General features: G+C 62.2%; 12 protein-coding genes and 3 tRNA genes. 9 read left to right on the top strand and 6 right to left on the bottom strand.

The genetic code is table 11. The features are described 5' to 3' along the window. Positions 1 to 303 precede the first annotated feature (303 nt). The 5 genes from CFE42_RS02745 to CFE42_RS02725 all read left to right on the top strand — a co-directional run bounded on the left by CFE42_RS02745 (position 304) and on the right by CFE42_RS02725 (position 6,939). Entirely contained in the window at positions 304 to 2,190 is a 1,887-nt protein-coding gene (locus CFE42_RS02745) for an extracellular solute-binding protein (protein WP_004626211.1), read from the top strand. A 16-nt stretch (positions 2,191 to 2,206) separates the two neighbouring features. Then, entirely contained in the window at positions 2,207 to 3,259 is a 1,053-nt protein-coding gene (yejB, locus tag CFE42_RS02740; protein WP_004626214.1) for a microcin C ABC transporter permease YejB, read from the top strand. 14 nt (positions 3,260 to 3,273) lie between these two features. After that, entirely contained in the window at positions 3,274 to 4,398 is a 1,125-nt protein-coding gene (locus tag CFE42_RS02735; protein WP_004626216.1) for an ABC transporter permease, read from the top strand. Then, positions 4,395 to 6,050 carry an ABC transporter ATP-binding protein gene (locus CFE42_RS02730; protein WP_004626219.1) on the top strand — a complete coding sequence of 552 codons (1,656 nt, stop codon included), beginning with the start codon at positions 4,395 to 4,397 and terminating at the stop codon, positions 6,048 to 6,050. The genes CFE42_RS02735 and CFE42_RS02730 overlap by 4 nt, the downstream gene beginning before the upstream one ends. A gap of 241 nt (positions 6,051 to 6,291) precedes the next feature. Next, entirely contained in the window at positions 6,292 to 6,939 is a 648-nt protein-coding gene (locus CFE42_RS02725) for a C40 family peptidase (RefSeq protein WP_004626223.1), read from the top strand. 75 nt (positions 6,940 to 7,014) lie between these two features. On the opposite strand, the gene CFE42_RS02720 is transcribed toward CFE42_RS02725, so the two are convergent. After that, positions 7,015 to 7,971, bottom strand: a complete 957-nt coding sequence (locus CFE42_RS02720; protein WP_004626224.1) for a patatin-like phospholipase family protein — start codon at positions 7,969 to 7,971, stop codon at positions 7,015 to 7,017. Between the two features lie 205 nt (positions 7,972 to 8,176). Between CFE42_RS02720 and gltX the strand changes: the two genes are divergently transcribed. The 4 genes from gltX to CFE42_RS02700 all read left to right on the top strand — a co-directional run bounded on the left by gltX (position 8,177) and on the right by CFE42_RS02700 (position 10,112). Continuing rightward, positions 8,177 to 9,574, top strand: a complete 1,398-nt coding sequence (gene gltX / locus CFE42_RS02715) for a glutamate--tRNA ligase (protein ID WP_004626226.1) — start codon at positions 8,177 to 8,179, stop codon at positions 9,572 to 9,574. Positions 9,575 to 9,700: 126 nt separating this feature from the next. After that, positions 9,701 to 9,776, top strand: a tRNA-Ala gene (locus CFE42_RS02710). A 119-nt stretch (positions 9,777 to 9,895) separates the two neighbouring features. After that, a tRNA-Glu gene (locus CFE42_RS02705) sits at positions 9,896 to 9,971 on the top strand. A 64-nt stretch (positions 9,972 to 10,035) separates the two neighbouring features. Beyond that, a tRNA-Asp gene (locus CFE42_RS02700) sits at positions 10,036 to 10,112 on the top strand. Between the two features lie 104 nt (positions 10,113 to 10,216). On the opposite strand, the gene CFE42_RS02695 is transcribed toward CFE42_RS02700, so the two are convergent. From CFE42_RS02695 to CFE42_RS02675, 5 genes are all read right to left on the bottom strand, one after another. Continuing rightward, positions 10,217 to 11,563 (bottom strand): MATE family efflux transporter, encoded by a 1,347-nt coding sequence (locus CFE42_RS02695; RefSeq protein ID WP_004626228.1) that lies wholly within the window; start codon positions 11,561 to 11,563, stop codon positions 10,217 to 10,219. Positions 11,564 to 11,582: 19 nt separating this feature from the next. Beyond that, positions 11,583 to 13,373, bottom strand: coding sequence for a glycosyltransferase family 39 protein (locus CFE42_RS02690; protein WP_004626231.1), 1,791 nt, complete (start codon positions 13,371 to 13,373; stop codon positions 11,583 to 11,585). A 182-nt stretch (positions 13,374 to 13,555) separates the two neighbouring features. After that, complete coding sequence (locus CFE42_RS02685; protein WP_004626237.1) at positions 13,556 to 13,816, bottom strand: type B 50S ribosomal protein L31; 261 nt, start codon at positions 13,814 to 13,816, stop codon at positions 13,556 to 13,558. A 203-nt stretch (positions 13,817 to 14,019) separates the two neighbouring features. Beyond that, positions 14,020 to 14,577: a hypothetical protein gene (locus CFE42_RS02680; protein WP_004626239.1), complete on the bottom strand. Its 558-nt coding sequence runs from the start codon at positions 14,575 to 14,577 to the stop codon at positions 14,020 to 14,022. Continuing rightward, positions 14,574 to 15,440 carry a zinc-dependent peptidase gene (locus CFE42_RS02675; protein WP_004626241.1) on the bottom strand — a complete coding sequence of 289 codons (867 nt, stop codon included), beginning with the start codon at positions 15,438 to 15,440 and terminating at the stop codon, positions 14,574 to 14,576. The genes CFE42_RS02680 and CFE42_RS02675 overlap by 4 nt, the downstream gene beginning before the upstream one ends. Positions 15,441 to 15,444 lie beyond the last annotated feature (4 nt).

Below are 15,444 nucleotides of genomic sequence, written 5' to 3'. Positions count from 1 at the left end.
CCGTACAAATGTGGGGCAACGTCGCGCCCGTATGTTGCTGTGGTCACTCGTCGCTGCGGTTGCGCAGCGGCGGTATCCGGGGCACGAGGCAATTAGGTGGGCGCGATCATACCGGAAAGCACGGGGCAGCTCCGCATTTGCGCAGTGCCGCACAACCCCTGCCAGCCTTGTCAATGCGGGACGATCCCCGGGGCCGGAATTGGCGGGATTGCCGCGTGAGGGCGTTAGAATCGTCTGAAACAGTTTTTCAGACAGCGATCAATCGGATCAACGCATGCAAGGACAATGGGGGCTAGGGGCGCAATGAGCGTGCGCGTTGCGACACACAAGCGATTCATGGCGCTGGTCTGCCTGCTGGCGGCAATCTGCGTGACACCCGCCTGGGCGGCACACGGCTACGCCGAATATGGTGACCTCAAGTATCCGGCCGGTTTCTCGAACTTCGGCTATCTGAACCCGAAGGCGCCCATCGGCGGCATGCTGCTGCTCGGCAACCCAGACCGCCGCACGAGCTTCGACAAGTTCAATCCGTTCACGATCAAGGGAACGTCGGCGCCGGGGTTGAATCAGCTGGTCTTTGAAAGCCTGCTCATTACAAGCTGGGACGAAACCGCCAGCGGCTATGGTCTGCTTGCGGACGACGTGACCGTCGCCCCCGACGAGCTCTCGGTCACCTTCCACATCAACCCGCGCGCACGATTCTCCGACGGCGATCGCGTGCGCGCGTCCGACGTCAAATACTCCTACGACATGCTGATGGGCAAGGGGGCAAGCCCCGCCTACCGCAGCATGACCGCGGATGTGGCCAAGGTCACGGTGGTGGACGCGAGCACCATCCGCTACGACTTCAAGCGCAGGAACAAGGAGTTGCCGCTCATCGTCGGTGGGCTGCCGGTGTTCTCGCCAAAGTGGGGCAAGGGCAGCGGCAAGCCCGATGATCCGGACGGCGGCAAGGATGTCGCGTTCGACAAGCTGACCTTCCAGGACCCGGTCGCGAGCGGCCCGTATGTGATCGAGCGCTTTGACCCGTCGCGCGGCATTACCTTTCGGCGCAATCCCGCTTACTGGGGGCGTGACCTGAACGTGCGCCGTGGCTCGTTCAATTTCGAGCGCATTCAGTACAAGCTCTACAAGGACGAAACCGCCCGCCTGGAAGCGTTCAAGGCCGGCGAATACGACGCCATGGTGGAGTACCGTGCCAAGAACTGGGCCAAGAGCTATGTCGGCGTGAAGTTCCGCAGCGGCGAGCTGATCAAAAGCGAATTCCCGCATCGCAACGGTGCCGGCATGCAGGGTTTTGTGATGAACCTGCGGCGGCCGCTGTTCCAGGACCTTCGCGTGCGCAAGGCGCTGACGTTGGCGCTCGATTTCGAATGGCTCAATCGCCAGCTCTTCTATGGTGCGTATCGCCGGCTTGACAGCTACTTCGCCAACAGCGAGCTGGCCGCGTCGGATTCACTCACGGGCATGCCCAGCGCGGGCGAACTGGCGTTGCTGGAGCCGCTTCGCAGCAAGCTCGACCCAGAGGTGTTTGGCGTGCTGCCCGCACCCCCCTCGACTGATGCTCCCAGCTCTCTGCGTGACAACCTGCGGCAGGCGCGTCGCCTGCTGGCCCAGGCAGGTTGGACATACTCCGATGGCGCGCTGCGCAACACCAAGGGCGAGCCGTTTGTCTTCGAGATGCTCGACGATGGCGGCGCCATGAGCCGCGTCATGGCGGCATATGCGCGCAACCTTGAGAAGCTCGGCATCCAGGTCAACCAGCGCATGACCGATTTCGCGCTCTACCAGAAGCGACTGGAAGAGTTTGATTTCGACATGATCTCGCTGCGCTTCCCCGATTCGCAAAGCCCGGGCAACGAGCTGAAGGACCGCTTCGGCTCCGCCGCAGCTGACGAGGCCGGCTCGGACAACGTGATCGGCCTGAAATCGCCAGCCGTGGACGCGCTGATCGACGATGTACTGCGTGCCAACAATCGCGACGAGCTGGTCACGGCTTCGCGCGCGCTCGACCGCGTGCTGATGCGCGGCTGCTATGTGATTCCGCACTGGTATTCGGCCTCGCACCGTGTGGCTTACAACAAGAACCTGATGTACCCGGATCGTTTGCCGTACTACTACTCGGCCGAAGCCTGGGTGCTGACGGCCTGGTGGCGGACGCCGGACTCCGCCCAATCGGCTGCCAAATGACCGCATCGGTGACACCATGTTCGCGTACCTGATCAAACGGTTGCTGCTTCTGATCCCGACGCTGATCGGCGTGGTCACGCTGACGTTCGTCGTGATCCAGTTCGTGCCTGGCGGCCCCATCGAACAGATGATGATGGAGATGAAGGGGCGAGGCGGCGGAGGCGAGGCCAGCGGTGGCGGCGCGTTCGACTATCGCGGGCGTCGCGGCGTAGACGCCGAGAAGATCAAGGAAATCCGCGCGTTGTATGGCTTCGACAAGAGCCCCGTCGAGCGCTACTTCCTGATGCTCGGCCGCTTTGCGCGCTTCGACTTGGGCGAGAGCTATTTCCAGCACCGCAGCGTGTGGGATCTCATCAAGTCGAAATTGCCGGTATCGATTTCGATCGGGTTGTGGACGTTCTTTCTCACGTACCTGATAGCTGTGCCGCTCGGCATTGCGAAGGCCGTGCGTGCGGGCAGTCGGTTTGATCTGGTGACGAGCATCATCGTGCTGGTGGGGTATGCCATCCCGGGCTTCGTGCTGGGCGTGCTGCTGCTGGTGCTCTTTGGTGGCGGCACGTTCTTCCAGTGGTTCCCGATCCGGGGCATCACTTCCGACAACTGGGATCAGCTCAGCCTGCTCGGCAAAATCACGGATTACCTTTGGCACATCACGCTGCCTGTCATGGCGTCGGTGGTGGGCAGCTTTGCCGTCATCACCATGCTGACGAAGAACGCGTTCCTGGAGGAAATCCGCAAACAGTATGTGCTGACCGCGCGTAGCAAGGGCTTGTCGGAGCGGCGCGTGCTGTGGAAGCACATTTTCCGCAACGCGTTGCTGCCGCTGGTGACGGGCTTCCCGTCGGCCTTCATTGGCGCATTCTTCACAGGTTCGCTGCTCATCGAGCAACTGTTCTCGCTTGATGGCATGGGCCTGCTGTCGTATGAGGCGGTGATGCGACGCGATTATCCGGTCGTGCTCGGCACGCTGTACTTGTTCACGCTGATTGGCCTGGCTGCGCGGTTGATTTCCGACGTGTGCTACGTGCTGGTTGATCCGCGTATCCATTTCGGCTCGGTTGGGCGATAGGCGGGCCGGCGACCATGACCCAGTATTCGCGTACTTCAACGCATGCACCCAACACGGCAGCGCCACATCCGGTGCGCCACTCGCCGTCGCCGCTCAAGCGCGCGTGGCGGCGCTTCAAGCAGCATCGGCTGGGCTATTGGAGCCTGCTCATCTTCGTGGTGCTGTTCGTGCTCAGTCTGGGCGCCGAGTGCATCTCCAATGATCGGCCGCTGGTGGTCAGGTACCACGGCAACTGGTATTTCCCGATCGTGAAGGCATACCCCGAGATGACCTTCGGGGGGGATTTCCCCACACCGACGGACTACCTCGATCCGTTCATCCGGGACAAGTTCAAGGAGCCGGGAAGCTTTGCGATTTACCCGCCCAATCCGTATTCGTACGAGACGCTGAACTACTTTTCGAAAGAGCCCAATCCGGCGCCCCCTTCTGCGGAAAACTGGCTCGGCACAGATGATCGCGGCCGCGACGTGTTTGCGCGGCTGCTGTATGGCTTCCGTGTCTCGGTGCTGTTCGGGCTGGCGCTTACGGTGCTTGGCGTGCTGGTCGGCACGCTGACCGGCGCTCTGATGGGCTTCTTCGGCGGGCGCTTCGATATGGTGTCGCAGCGCCTGATTGAAATCTGGAGTTCGATGCCGGAGCTGTACCTGCTGATCATCTTTGCGTCGATCTTCACCCCCAGCCTTGGGCTGCTGATCATCCTGCTGTCGCTGTTCGGCTGGATGAGCCTGTCGGATTACGTGCGCGCCGAGTTCTACCGTAACCGCTCGCTCGACTATGTGAAGGCCGCGCGAGCGATGGGCCTGTCCAGTTGGCAGATCATGTGGCGCCACATCATGCCCAACAGCCTGACACCGGTGATCACGTTCCTGCCGTTCCGCATGAGCGCGGCCATTCTTGCGCTCACGAGCCTCGATTTCCTTGGCCTTGGCGTGCCGCCATCCACCCCGAGCCTCGGTGAGCTGCTTGCCCAGGGTAAGGCCAACCTGGACGCGTGGTGGATCTCGCTGTCGACTTTCGTGGTGCTCGTGCTGACCCTCGTGCTGCTGACTTTCATGGGCGACGCGCTGCGCGATGCCTTCGACACGCGCCTGTCATTCGCGCAACTGCGCACGCGCCAGAAACCGGCGGGGGTGAAATGACCCGCGTCGATCTGCGTTCCTCAGCGCCGAAGTACGACGGCCCGCTGCTGCGCCTGGATGACCTGTGCGTGCATTTCGAATCCGAGCACGGCGAGGTGACGGAAGCCGTCAAGCATGTCTGCCTCGATTTGCACGCCGGCGAGCGGTTCGCGTTGGTGGGCGAATCCGGCTCGGGCAAGTCCGTCACCGCGCTATCGATCATGCGCTTGATGGCCGACGCGCAATACAGCGGCCGCATACTGCTCGAAGGGCGCGACCTGCTGGCCGCCAGCGAGCGCGAAATGCGCGGCCTGCGTGGCGCCGACGTCGCCATGGTGTTCCAGGAACCGATGACAGCGCTCAACCCGCTGTACACGATCGGCAACCAGATCGTCGAAACGCTGGAATTGCACGAGGGACTGGACAAGCGCGCTGCCAAGGCACGTGCGATTGCGCTGCTGGAACGCACCGGCATTGCCGAGGCGCCGCGCCGGTTTGACGCCTTCCCGCACCAACTGTCGGGTGGTCAGCGCCAGCGCGCAATGATCGCCATGGCGCTGGCGTGCTCGCCCAAGCTCCTGTTGGCCGATGAGCCGACCACCGCGCTCGACGTGACGGTGCGCATGCAGATCCTGCAGTTGCTGCGCGAACTGCAGGCCGAGTTCGGCATGGCGATCATGCTGATCACGCACGACCTGAACATGGTGCGTGCCTTCGCCGAGCGCGTCGGCGTGATGGAGCGCGGCATCCTGGTCGAAACCGGCAGCACGGCCGACGTATTTGCCGCGCCCCAACATCCGTACACCGTGCGCCTGCTTGAGAGTCGTCCGCAGCGCGACGTGCTGCCGCTAGTGCCGCTTGCGCCCGTGCTGCTCGAAGCCGACAAGCTGACGGTCATCTACGAGCGCCATCGCCCCGGGTTTGCCGGCTGGTTCAGGGCAGATCCGTTCACCGCGGTCGATGCCGTGTCGCTGCAACTGCGCGAAGGCGAGACGCTCGGCATCGTGGGTGAATCCGGCTCCGGCAAGACCACGCTCGCGCAGACGCTGCTGGGTCTGCAAGCAGCAAAGAGCGGCGACTTGCGTTTCCTTGGCAACTCGCTGCTGCACATTTCGCGCGACGAGCGCCGCGCGGTGCGTGCGCGCATGCAGGTCGTGTTTCAAGACCCGTATGGCTCGCTGTCGCCACGCATGACGATTGAGGAGATCGTCGGCGAAGGTCTGGCACTGCACCAACCGCATGTCAACGTTACAGAGCGGCGCCACCGCGTGATCGAGGCGCTGCGCGAGGTCGGCCTCGACCGCACGGCGCTGGGCCGCTATCCGCATGAGTTTTCAGGCGGGCAGCGCCAGCGCGTCGCCATTGCCCGAGTGCTTATCCTCAAGCCGCAGCTGCTGGTGCTGGATGAACCGACTTCGGCACTTGATGTGTCGATCCAGCAGCAGGTGCTCTCGCTGCTGTCTGCCCTTCAGAAAAAGTACAACCTGTCGTATCTGTTCATCAGCCACGACCTTGCTGTCATCCGCGCGATGTCACATCGCGTGGTGGTGATGAAGGATGGAAAAGTGGTGGAAGAGGGCGACACTGAAGCGGTATTGGCGTCGCCTTCGCACCCCTATACCTGCAAGCTAATGGCGGCGGCTTCGCTCATCCCCACCCGGGATAACCCGTAAAATCCACCGTTTTCGCCCTAGGGTAGTGCAGTTTAGATGCGCTGTTTTTGTAAGAATGCGCATCTAAAGTCATGTCTAAGTACATGATTTGCATGTGGATTCCGAGGAATTTGTAACGACCTTTGACAAGTCAACGTGTCACTTTTATCATCCTGCGAGATTGTTTTAACAAGATTCGGACTGTTCTCATTTGCGGCGGCATATGTGCGCCGCATCATTACAAGTTTCCGAGGGAGAACCAATGCAGCATTTCGTACTTCATTCCATGGCGCGCCTGGCGGTAGGGGTTGTGATCGGCTGCGGCGTGATGCTGTCGAATGCAGTGCATGCTGATACGGTCTTCAAAGACACGGAAGTCCGCGCCGACGTCAAGCCTGAGGCCAAACCGGGCCTCATCTCAAACGTGATGAGCAAGACCGGCGACGTCGTCATGAACGCTCTGGGCATGATCGGGCTGCGCTACCGTTTCGGCGGCAACACGCCTGAATCGGGCCTCGACTGCAGCGGCTTCGTCCGCTACGTCTTCAACGATACTTTCGGCTTCCTGCTGCCGCGTCGCGCCGTGGAAATGAGCCGCGTTGGCACCAGCGTGGACACGGCAGAACTGCGTCCGGGCGATTTGGTGTTCTTCAACACCATGCGCCACACGTTCTCGCACGTCGGCATCTATATCGGCGACAACAAATTCGTGCACGCTCCCTCCACCGGCAGCAAGATCCGCGTGGATGACATGACCGCTTCGTACTGGGTGACACGCTACAACGGCGCCCGCCGCATCGAGGGCAAGTCCGGTGCCGCAATCAAGGACGGCGCCGACAACTTTGTCGAGCAACTCAAGCGTGTCGACCCGAATGCCGCCGGCAAGCCGCTGGCAATGTACGGCGGTTGATTCGCTCTGATGCGCATCACGCAATAGAAAAAAGACCGCCGCGGCGGTCTTTTTTGTTGCCCGCTGACAGGGGTGTCAGTGCGGCGGCAACGGGGTGCCCACGATGGTCTGCGTCAGATGCAGCTTTTCCCGCAGCAGCGGCATGGCGGCCTGAGCAGCCTGCTCGCCCGCGAGAATCGCCTCGTTGCGCGCGGTAAAGTCGCTGCCCTTCACAAACGGCAGCGACGGTGTGATGACCACATCGGCCTGGGCCAGCTCGGTCTTGCTGATGCTCTGACCCATGATGGCTGTCGTCTGCAGCAGCATGCTCGCCTGTCCCGACACAGCCTGGTTGGCAGGGTCTGCCGAGATGTTCACTGCAATCACGAACGTCGCGCCCATCTGCTTGACGTAGGTAACCGGCACTGGCGCCACCAAGCCGCCGTCCACATATTGGCGACCGCTGATCGTTACCGGCTGGAACACGCCCGGGATACTGCAGGACGCACGCACCGCCTGACCGGTATTGCCGCGCCGGAACAGGATCGGCTTGCCGCTCGCCAGGTCCGTCGCAACGATGCCGAGTGGAATGCGCATCTGCTCGATCGTCTTCTGCTTGACCAGCCGGTTGATGTATTTCTCCAGCGCCTCGCCCTTGAGCCAGCCGCCGAAGCGCGTGCCGAAGGGCAGCGCCCAATCGGCGATCATGGCCTCGTCCATCTTGAGCGCCATGCGGTTCATCTCCAGCCCCGACATGCCCGACGCGTAGATCGCCGCTACCACGCTACCCGCGCTCGTGCCGGTGATGAAGTCGATCTGAATGCCTTGGGCTTCAAGCATCTTGATGACGCCGATGTGCGCAAAACCGCGCGCGGCACCTCCGCCCAGTGCCAACCCGATCCGCACGGGCTGTGTGGCTGGTTGGGCCGTGGGCGGCAGCACGGCCGTGGCGGGGGCGACGGGCGTTTCGGTTTTGCCGGACGAGAAACCCGTCACGGTGCAGGCGGAGAGCACGGAGGCGCCGGCGGCACCCAGGAAAAGGCGGCGTTGCATGAGTGAGTTGGGGCGGTTGGTATGCCGCGCAGTTGTGTTCAGTCGTGACCGAGCGCACTGCGGCCGGCCGCCATTGTGCCAAAGTTCAGCGACAGGGTCGGCCAGACACGTGCAGGACGGTTGCTATAATTTCAGTTTTGATAGAGGCCGCTCAGGATCCGCGCTCAGGGTTCGATCACGCGGCCTTATTCGTTCAGCCATTCCTATGACACAGCGCGTCCGTACTCGTTTCGCTCCCAGCCCCACCGGCTTCATCCACCTCGGCAACATCCGCTCGGCACTCTATCCGTGGGCCTTCGCACGCAAGATGAAGGGAGACTTCATCCTGCGCATCGAAGACACCGACGTGGAGCGCTCCAGCCAGGAAGCCGTCGACGTGATCCTGGAAGCGATGGATTGGCTCGACATGGACATCGACGAAGGCCCGTTCTACCAGATGCAGCGCATGGACCGGTACCGCGCCGTGGTCGCTCAGATGGTGCAGCAGGAACTCGCCTACCCGTGCTACATGAGCACCGAAGAACTCGACGCCCTGCGCGAAGCGCAACGCGAGCGCGGCGAGAAGCCCCGCTACGACGGCACCTGGCGCCCCGCACCCGGCAAGATTCTGCCGCCGCCGCCGGCCGGCGTGCAGCCTGTGATCCGCTTCAAGAACCCCATCGGCGGGAGTGTCGTGTGGGACGACGCCGTGAAGGGCCGCATCGAAATCTCCAACGATGAACTCGACGATCTCGTGATCGCGCGCCCGGACGGCACGCCTACGTATAACTTCTGTGTGGTCGTCGACGACATGGATATGCAGATCACGCATGTGATCCGCGGCGACGACCACGTCAACAACACGCCCCGGCAGATCAACATCCTGCGCGCGCTGGGCGGTACGCCGCCGGTCTACGCACACCTGCCGACTGTGCTCAACGAGCAGGGCGAGAAGATGAGCAAGCGCCACGGTGCCATGGCTGTCACGGGCTATCGTGATGCGGGCTATCTGCCAGAAGCCATCGTCAACTACCTCGCCCGTCTGGGCTGGGCGCATGGCGACGCCGAGATCTTTTCGCGCGAGCAGTTCATCGAGTGGTTCGACCTCGAGCACCTGGGCAAGTCGCCGGCGCAATACAACCCTGAGAAGCTTGCCTGGTTGAACAACCACTACATCAAGCAGGCTGACAATGTGCGCCTGGCGGGTCTGGTGAAACCGTTCATCGAGGCGCTGGGTGGCAAGGTGGATGGCGGCCCTGTGCTGGCTGACGTGATTGCGCTCGTGAAGGATCGCGCCAACACGCTGCGTGAAGTCGCCCAGACAGCGCTGCTGTTCTATCGCTCGGATCTGGCTGTCGAGCCGGAGCTCGCTGCGCAGCACCTGACCGACGACGTGCGTCCTGGCATTGCGGCGCTGGCTGAGAAGCTCGGGGCGCTGCCCGAGTGGAAGCGCGAGGCCATCGGCGCAGTCTTCAAGGAAGTTCTGGCGGCCCACGGCTGGAAGATGCCCAAGCTGGCGATGCCGGTGCGCCTGCTGGTGGCAGGGCAACTGCAAACGCCGTCGATTGATGCGGTGCTGGAGTTGTTCGGTCGCGACGTCGTTCTGCATCGCCTGGCGGCGTGACGTGTGCAGCGCAAAAATTTTTGCGAAAGGGTATTGCCAAGCGCCAAATACTTCCCCTATACTTTTGTTTTCGCTGCAACACGAAGCGAAATGCAGTAAGAAGCAAGCAGTAAAAGGCAGTACCTCGGGGCTATAGCTCAGCTGGGAGAGCGCTTGCATGGCATGCAAGAGGTCAGCGGTTCGATCCCGCTTAGCTCCACCAAAATGCCGGAAGATTCGATTCAAAAAATAAATTTGAAAAGAGGCTTCCAAAACGCAAAGAAGTTCGTTATAGTAGCGGACTTCGCAGCGTAAGACAGAAAGCGTTGCAAAACAGTTTCTGTCCCCTTCGTCTAGAGGCCTAGGACATCACCCTTTCACGGTGAGTACAGGGGTTCGAATCCCCTAGGGGACGCCAAAATAAGAGCTTAACCAGAAGCTCATTAGCAAAATCAGTCTCTAGCTGATTTTGCAACCGACACGGAGCGGTAGTTCAGTCGGTTAGAATACCGGCCTGTCACGCCGGGGGTCGCGGGTTCGAGTCCCGTCCGCTCCGCCAAATCAAAACCCGCTGCTTGCAGCGGGTTTTTTCTTTTGCGCTTTCTATTCAATTCTAGTCATTCCAGATTGACGTCGTTTTAAAGCGGCGGCGAATGGCTTTCTTTAATCGGGCGTACGGCTAACTCGATTGAAATAGCTGACCAGCAACGCGCCGGCCACCATCAAACTGAGCGCATTGGCCGCCCAGAAGCCGGCTGCGCCACGCAGAGGCGTCGCAAACTCGCCCAGTAGTCCAAATCCGAGCACGTAGCCGCCGCCCAGACCCACGCCCCACAGCGATAAGGCGTAGATGACGGTCGGGATGAGCGCGATCTTGTATGCGCGCAGGACGAACGCAGTCATGACCTGCAGCGCATCGAACATCTGATAGAAGGCGATGAAAGGCAGCAGCGGCACCGCAATCGCCAGGACAGTAGCATCGTGCGTGTAGAGGCTGACCAGCTCGCGACGCAAGAACAGCACGGCCGCGCAAACGATGATCGCGCACATCACCGCCAATTTGATGCCGTTCAGCGAGATGCGTCGGGCCGCAACGCGATCGCGCGCGCCGATCGACTGCGCAGCCAGCGTCGACGTCGCGATCGACAAGGACAGCGGCACCATGTAGGCCACTGCCCCGAGGTTGGCGGCAATCTGATGCCCTGCCAAGACCACCGTACCGAGACGCGCGATGAAGATCGCCATCAACGTGAACGATGTGATCTCGATCAGATAGGTGAAGCCCATCGGCACCCCGAGGCGCACGAGTGCCCACAGCCGCGCGCGATTGGGCGGCGAGTAGTGCGAGAAAATCGCAAGCGGCTTGTACGCTGGATTGCGCATCAGGATGGCGGCTGCAGCCACAAACCATAGCCAGCTGATGATCATCGAGGCGAGTGCGCATCCTGGGCCACCCATCGCCGGGACGCCCATGCCGCCGTACAGAAACAGTGCGTTGAGCGGAAATTTGATGGCGAGGCCGGCGAGCTGCAGCACCGTCACCATCACTGGGCGCGACAGCGCGTTGTTCAACGCAGAGTAGATCCGGAAGCCGAGCGCAGCAGGCAATGCGAGTGCTTCATACCGCAAATAGGCGGTGGCTTTTTCCGCGAGTTCGGGCGTGGCGTCTGCCAGTTGCAGTAGTGGGGCGGGGAACCACAGGATCAGCATGCCGATCGCCGCGAGCACCAGCCCGAGCCAGACAGCCTGGCGCACTTCTTCGCCGATCTCGCTGTGCCTTTGCGCGCCATACAGTTGGCCGGCGATGGGCGAGAGCGCTTGCAGCACACCCATCAGGCTGATGTACACCGTCACGTAGATCGACCCGCCGAGTCCGATGGCCGCGAGGTCTGCTGCAGAGGCGCGGCCAGCCATCGCCGTATCGAGTACGCCGAAAGCGATGACCGCCAACTGGCCGATCAGCACCGGCCAAGCCAGTGCGGTAATGCGGCGGACGTCGGCGACAAACATGTGGGTACGACCGAGAGCGTTATTGGCGCAGCTTGCGCCGGCGTGTGGTGGCCGGCGCGGGCGGCGGATGTGTGGCGGTGGCCGCCTCGGTCAGGCGGTACATGCGGAAGTGCTCGTCGCGGTCGGCGGGGCGTCGGCCTTCCCAGATCGGGCGCCACTCGTAGTTGGAGACGCTCGTCGGTGCACCGTAGTCGTACGGGTCGTGACGCAGCAGGATGTCGCAATTGTCTTCTGCATTACCAAAACGGATGTGGCCGAAGTACGCGAACGAGGCAAGCTGCGCATCGCCCATGCGGATCGGCTGCACGCACACGTAGGAACGCGGCAGCGCAAGCGCGGCTGACTGCGCGACATCGCGGTACGTCTTGGCGTAGTTGATGGTGGGCAGCCACAGCGTCATCATCAGCACCCACATCAGCGTGGTGCCGGCGGCCGAGATCACCACTGCGCGCCAGATCGCCTTGGGTGCGCGCGATGTGCGCCAGACGACGATGAACACCCACGCGGCCGTCACGAGCAGTGCGCAGACCAGTGCGGTCCAGCTGAACTCAGGCCGATAGCCCGGCACGATGCGGTAGACGTTGCGCGCAAGCTGAGGCGGAAAACCTGTCATCTTGGCGATCCACAGCAGCCATAGCGTGCCACCCAAGATGGTGAAAGCCAGCAGAGCAAACCAGTCGATTGCGCTGATCACGCCACGCCTGAGCGTTGGCAGTGCGAACGTGGCCATCACGGCCATCGGCGGAATCAGCAGCAGGAAGCCGTCGTCGCCCGGGTGAGGCTGCATGAGCAGCAACACAAATTGCGGCAGGAGGACGGCCAATGGCAACGTGATATGCGGAGCGGTACGCATGCCGCCCCAGCTTTTCCACGCCCATGCGGCCAGCGGCCAAACCGGCCAAGCAAACAGCGGCAGGTTGCGTGCGACAAAGCCAAGCGAATGCGCCGTAGGACCGGCGTATTGATGGCGATCGAAGCGCGCCCATTCGCGGACGTAGGTCACGGCGTCAGTCGGATTGTTTGCCAGCAAGTACGCTATTGCCGGCCACGAGCAGCCGAGTACGAGCGACACGGGCAGTGCTACTGTCAGCAGGGGTCGCAGCGGCAGTACGCGCGTGGCATGCGCGGCGATCAATACGGCCACCGTGATGGCCAATGGCAGGATTGGGCCGCCCGCCAGCGACAGGCAGCCGACGCCGATGCCGTAGACGAGACTGCCGTGCACCGGCTTGTCGAGCGCTCGGATCAAGCCATACACCGCGACCGCCACGAAGCACAGCGCCCCGACCAGCGGCGTCGTTTCGTGACCGCGCTGTGCCAGGCCAACGCAGGCGAGGAAGATCAGCAGTGCACCATCTGCCAGCGTACGCCCGTAGTCGCGCGTGTTTGGCTGGCCGCCGAAGACGAATTCAAACGGTTGGACTTCTGGGCGCCGACCCAGCAGATAGGCCCCGTACCAGATGCAAGCGCTGGTAACGAAGAAAAAGAGGGCGGTGGCCAGGCGAGACGCGTCCGCGGGGCCGAGCCATTGTCCGAAGAGGCGAATGAGCGCGCCACCGACCCAGAACACCAGTGGCCCAGATTGCACGACGGGGCGCCCGACGATGTTCGGCATCAGCCAGTCCTGCGCATTGCCGGTGGCCAGTGTCCACATCGCGCCGAAGCCGGCGGCGTCTTCGTTCTTCCACGGGTCGCGCGAGAACAGCCCTGATAGGCCGTAGATCACGCAGATGGCGAGCAGCAGCCAACGCGGCAACTCGCGGGTGGCGGCGGCAGTCAGGCGGATGCGCGAGACGCGGGTGGTGTTCATCGAGTGTCAGACCGGGCGAGCCCAGCCGGGATTGCACAGCGACGTGCGGATCGTAAAGAGGGCCGAATCAACGGCCTACCATGTGCCGAGAAACAAAAAAGGCAGCCGGAGCTGCCTTTTTCTGACCAATAAGACGGTCTGCACTGAGCGGGTCATGCGCTGAGCCGTCTCCGGCGCCGATATTACTTGGCAGCCTTGCCGATCTTGCTGCCGAACTTGTTGCGGAACTTCTCGACGCGGCCGGCCGTGTCCAGAACCTTTTGCTGGCCCGTGTAGAACGGGTGCGATTCGGACGAGACTTCGATCTTGGCCAGCGGATATTCCTTGCCGTCCAGCGTGATCATTTCCTTGGTCTGGATGGTCGAGCGGGTGATGAATTTGAAGTCGCTGGACATGTCCTGGAACACGACTTCGCGGTAATTCGGGTGAATGCCTTCTTTCATGATGGGCCCTGGGGTAGAGGTAGCCAATTCGCGGCGCGCTTCAGGTGCTCACATGGTAGGAGCCACCGTGCGACCAGCCCTCGAATCACTTGCCGGGTGGAGAAACGAGGATTATGCCAGAGAAACAAGGGCTTGAGCAACGCGCCTGCCGCAAAATCCGTCGTGTCGGGGCATCGAAAAGTGACTCGAAACGCTTATTTCGATCAAGGTTTGCCCAGGCGCTCGATCGTAAGCATGCCGTGACCGTCCAGATCCATGGTCTTGGTGTCGCCGACGCGCAACGAGGTGTCGAGGTTGCGTGCCCAGGTGTCGACCCGGGCAGGGGACTCGGCGTCGGGCGACGGCTGGAACCGATGCAGCGTTACGCCGATGGACAGCGTCTGGAACTCGCCCGATACGACCATCGGCCGCAGGGTGACATCGACGCCGGTCTTGGCCCAGCGGTGACGTATGAATTGGCACGTGGTGGTGTCGCAGCCCAGCGGGATCGTGTCGTCGGGCAGGCCGGCGGCGAAGCGCGCCTCCCATTCCTTGCGTGGTATCGAGCCGCCCACGTCGTACGTATGGGTGCGTTCGAGCAGTGCGACGTGCTGGCCCGTGGTGGATGTTTCGGCCGAAAGCGTGACGCGTTTGGTTTCGGATTGCCCATCGAATTGCGCGGTGACGCTGAGGATCACGGGCGTGGTTGGTTGCGCCAAGGCTGGGGCGGCGGCGAGGCAACAACCGAGCAGCATTGCACGAACCGTTTGGCGAATCGTCATGGCAGGAATCCCTCCTGGCGTTGTTCAGAGTCCAGCACGCGCCGTGCCGGATCTTGCAGGTAGAACGCTTGCAGGAGCGCGTACAACGATGGCAGCGTCTCAAGCAGGGCCAACGGTTCGACGAAGAACGCCTCTGACGCCACCGCAAAGAACTCGGCAGGATGCTGCGCGCCATAGGGATCGAGCAGCGAAAGAATCGGATCCTCGCCCCACCGGCGCTCCGGAAGCTGCTCGCAACGATTGGCAAAGGCGTCGTACTCCGCGTAGAGATCATCGGCCCATTGCTCGCGGTCAACGTTGGCATGCAAGCGCGATGAAAACGCAGGGATGCCGTCCGACTCGCCGTTGAGCATGTCGAGCTTATGCGCGAACTCATGCACCACCACGTTATACGGCTGCGCGCCCGGCTCGGCCAGTGCGCCCCCGAGTTCGATGTCCTGCCACGAGAGGATGACCGGACCGTGCTCCCATGCCTCACCGGCGGCTTCTTCGCGCACGTTGTGCACGACGCCGTCTTCATCCATGACTTCCTTGCGGATGACGAACTCGCCAGGGTAGATGACGACGCCGTGCCATCCGCTGTACCACGTGATGCCCAGCTCCAGGATCGGCACGCTGGCTTGCGCGGCAATGCTGACCACCATGTCGTCGGTGAGCGGCAAATCGTGCGCGGTGGTGAATTCCTTTTCGGCGATGAAGAGCGTGGCCGTTTCACGCAGGCGTGCGAGGTCCGTGCCGCGCCAGTCGAGCAAAAAGGGCAGTCCATCGAGCGCGCGTGACCACCGCGCGTCTGAGATGGCGTAACGCGTCAGGCGCCGCGCACGTGCGCGGCCTGAGAACCAGCGGAAAACGGACGAAAGCATGCGG

Origin of the sequence: Ralstonia sp. PBBBR1 (genome assembly GCF_002256165.1) — a bacterium.
Lineage (GTDB): Bacteria > Pseudomonadota > Gammaproteobacteria > Burkholderiales > Burkholderiaceae > Ralstonia > Ralstonia thomasii.
The sequence above is the reverse complement of the archived record's forward strand: the minus strand, read 5'-3'. Positions and strand labels throughout refer to the sequence as shown.

What these genes read in the sequence shown, in the direction of transcription:
- CFE42_RS02745 (WP_004626211.1), top strand. Translation starts at nt 304, where the DNA reads ATGAGCGTGCGCGTTGCGACACACAAGCGATTCATGGCGCTGGTCTGC.
- yejB (WP_004626214.1), top strand. Translation starts at nt 2,207, where the DNA reads ATGTTCGCGTACCTGATCAAACGGTTGCTGCTTCTGATCCCGACGCTG.
- CFE42_RS02735 (WP_004626216.1), top strand. Translation starts at nt 3,274, where the DNA reads ATGACCCAGTATTCGCGTACTTCAACGCATGCACCCAACACGGCAGCG.
- CFE42_RS02730 (WP_004626219.1), top strand. Translation starts at nt 4,395, where the DNA reads ATGACCCGCGTCGATCTGCGTTCCTCAGCGCCGAAGTACGACGGCCCG.
- CFE42_RS02725 (WP_004626223.1), top strand. Translation starts at nt 6,292, where the DNA reads ATGCAGCATTTCGTACTTCATTCCATGGCGCGCCTGGCGGTAGGGGTT.
- CFE42_RS02720 (WP_004626224.1), bottom strand. Translation starts at nt 7,971, where the DNA reads ATGCAACGCCGCCTTTTCCTGGGTGCCGCCGGCGCCTCCGTGCTCTCC.
- gltX (WP_004626226.1), top strand. Translation starts at nt 8,177, where the DNA reads ATGACACAGCGCGTCCGTACTCGTTTCGCTCCCAGCCCCACCGGCTTC.
- CFE42_RS02695 (WP_004626228.1), bottom strand. Translation starts at nt 11,563, where the DNA reads ATGTTTGTCGCCGACGTCCGCCGCATTACCGCACTGGCTTGGCCGGTG.
- CFE42_RS02690 (WP_004626231.1), bottom strand. Translation starts at nt 13,373, where the DNA reads ATGAACACCACCCGCGTCTCGCGCATCCGCCTGACTGCCGCCGCCACC.
- CFE42_RS02685 (WP_004626237.1), bottom strand. Translation starts at nt 13,816, where the DNA reads ATGAAAGAAGGCATTCACCCGAATTACCGCGAAGTCGTGTTCCAGGAC.
- CFE42_RS02680 (WP_004626239.1), bottom strand. Translation starts at nt 14,577, where the DNA reads ATGACGATTCGCCAAACGGTTCGTGCAATGCTGCTCGGTTGTTGCCTC.
- CFE42_RS02675 (WP_004626241.1), bottom strand. Translation starts at nt 15,440, where the DNA reads ATGCTTTCGTCCGTTTTCCGCTGGTTCTCAGGCCGCGCACGTGCGCGG.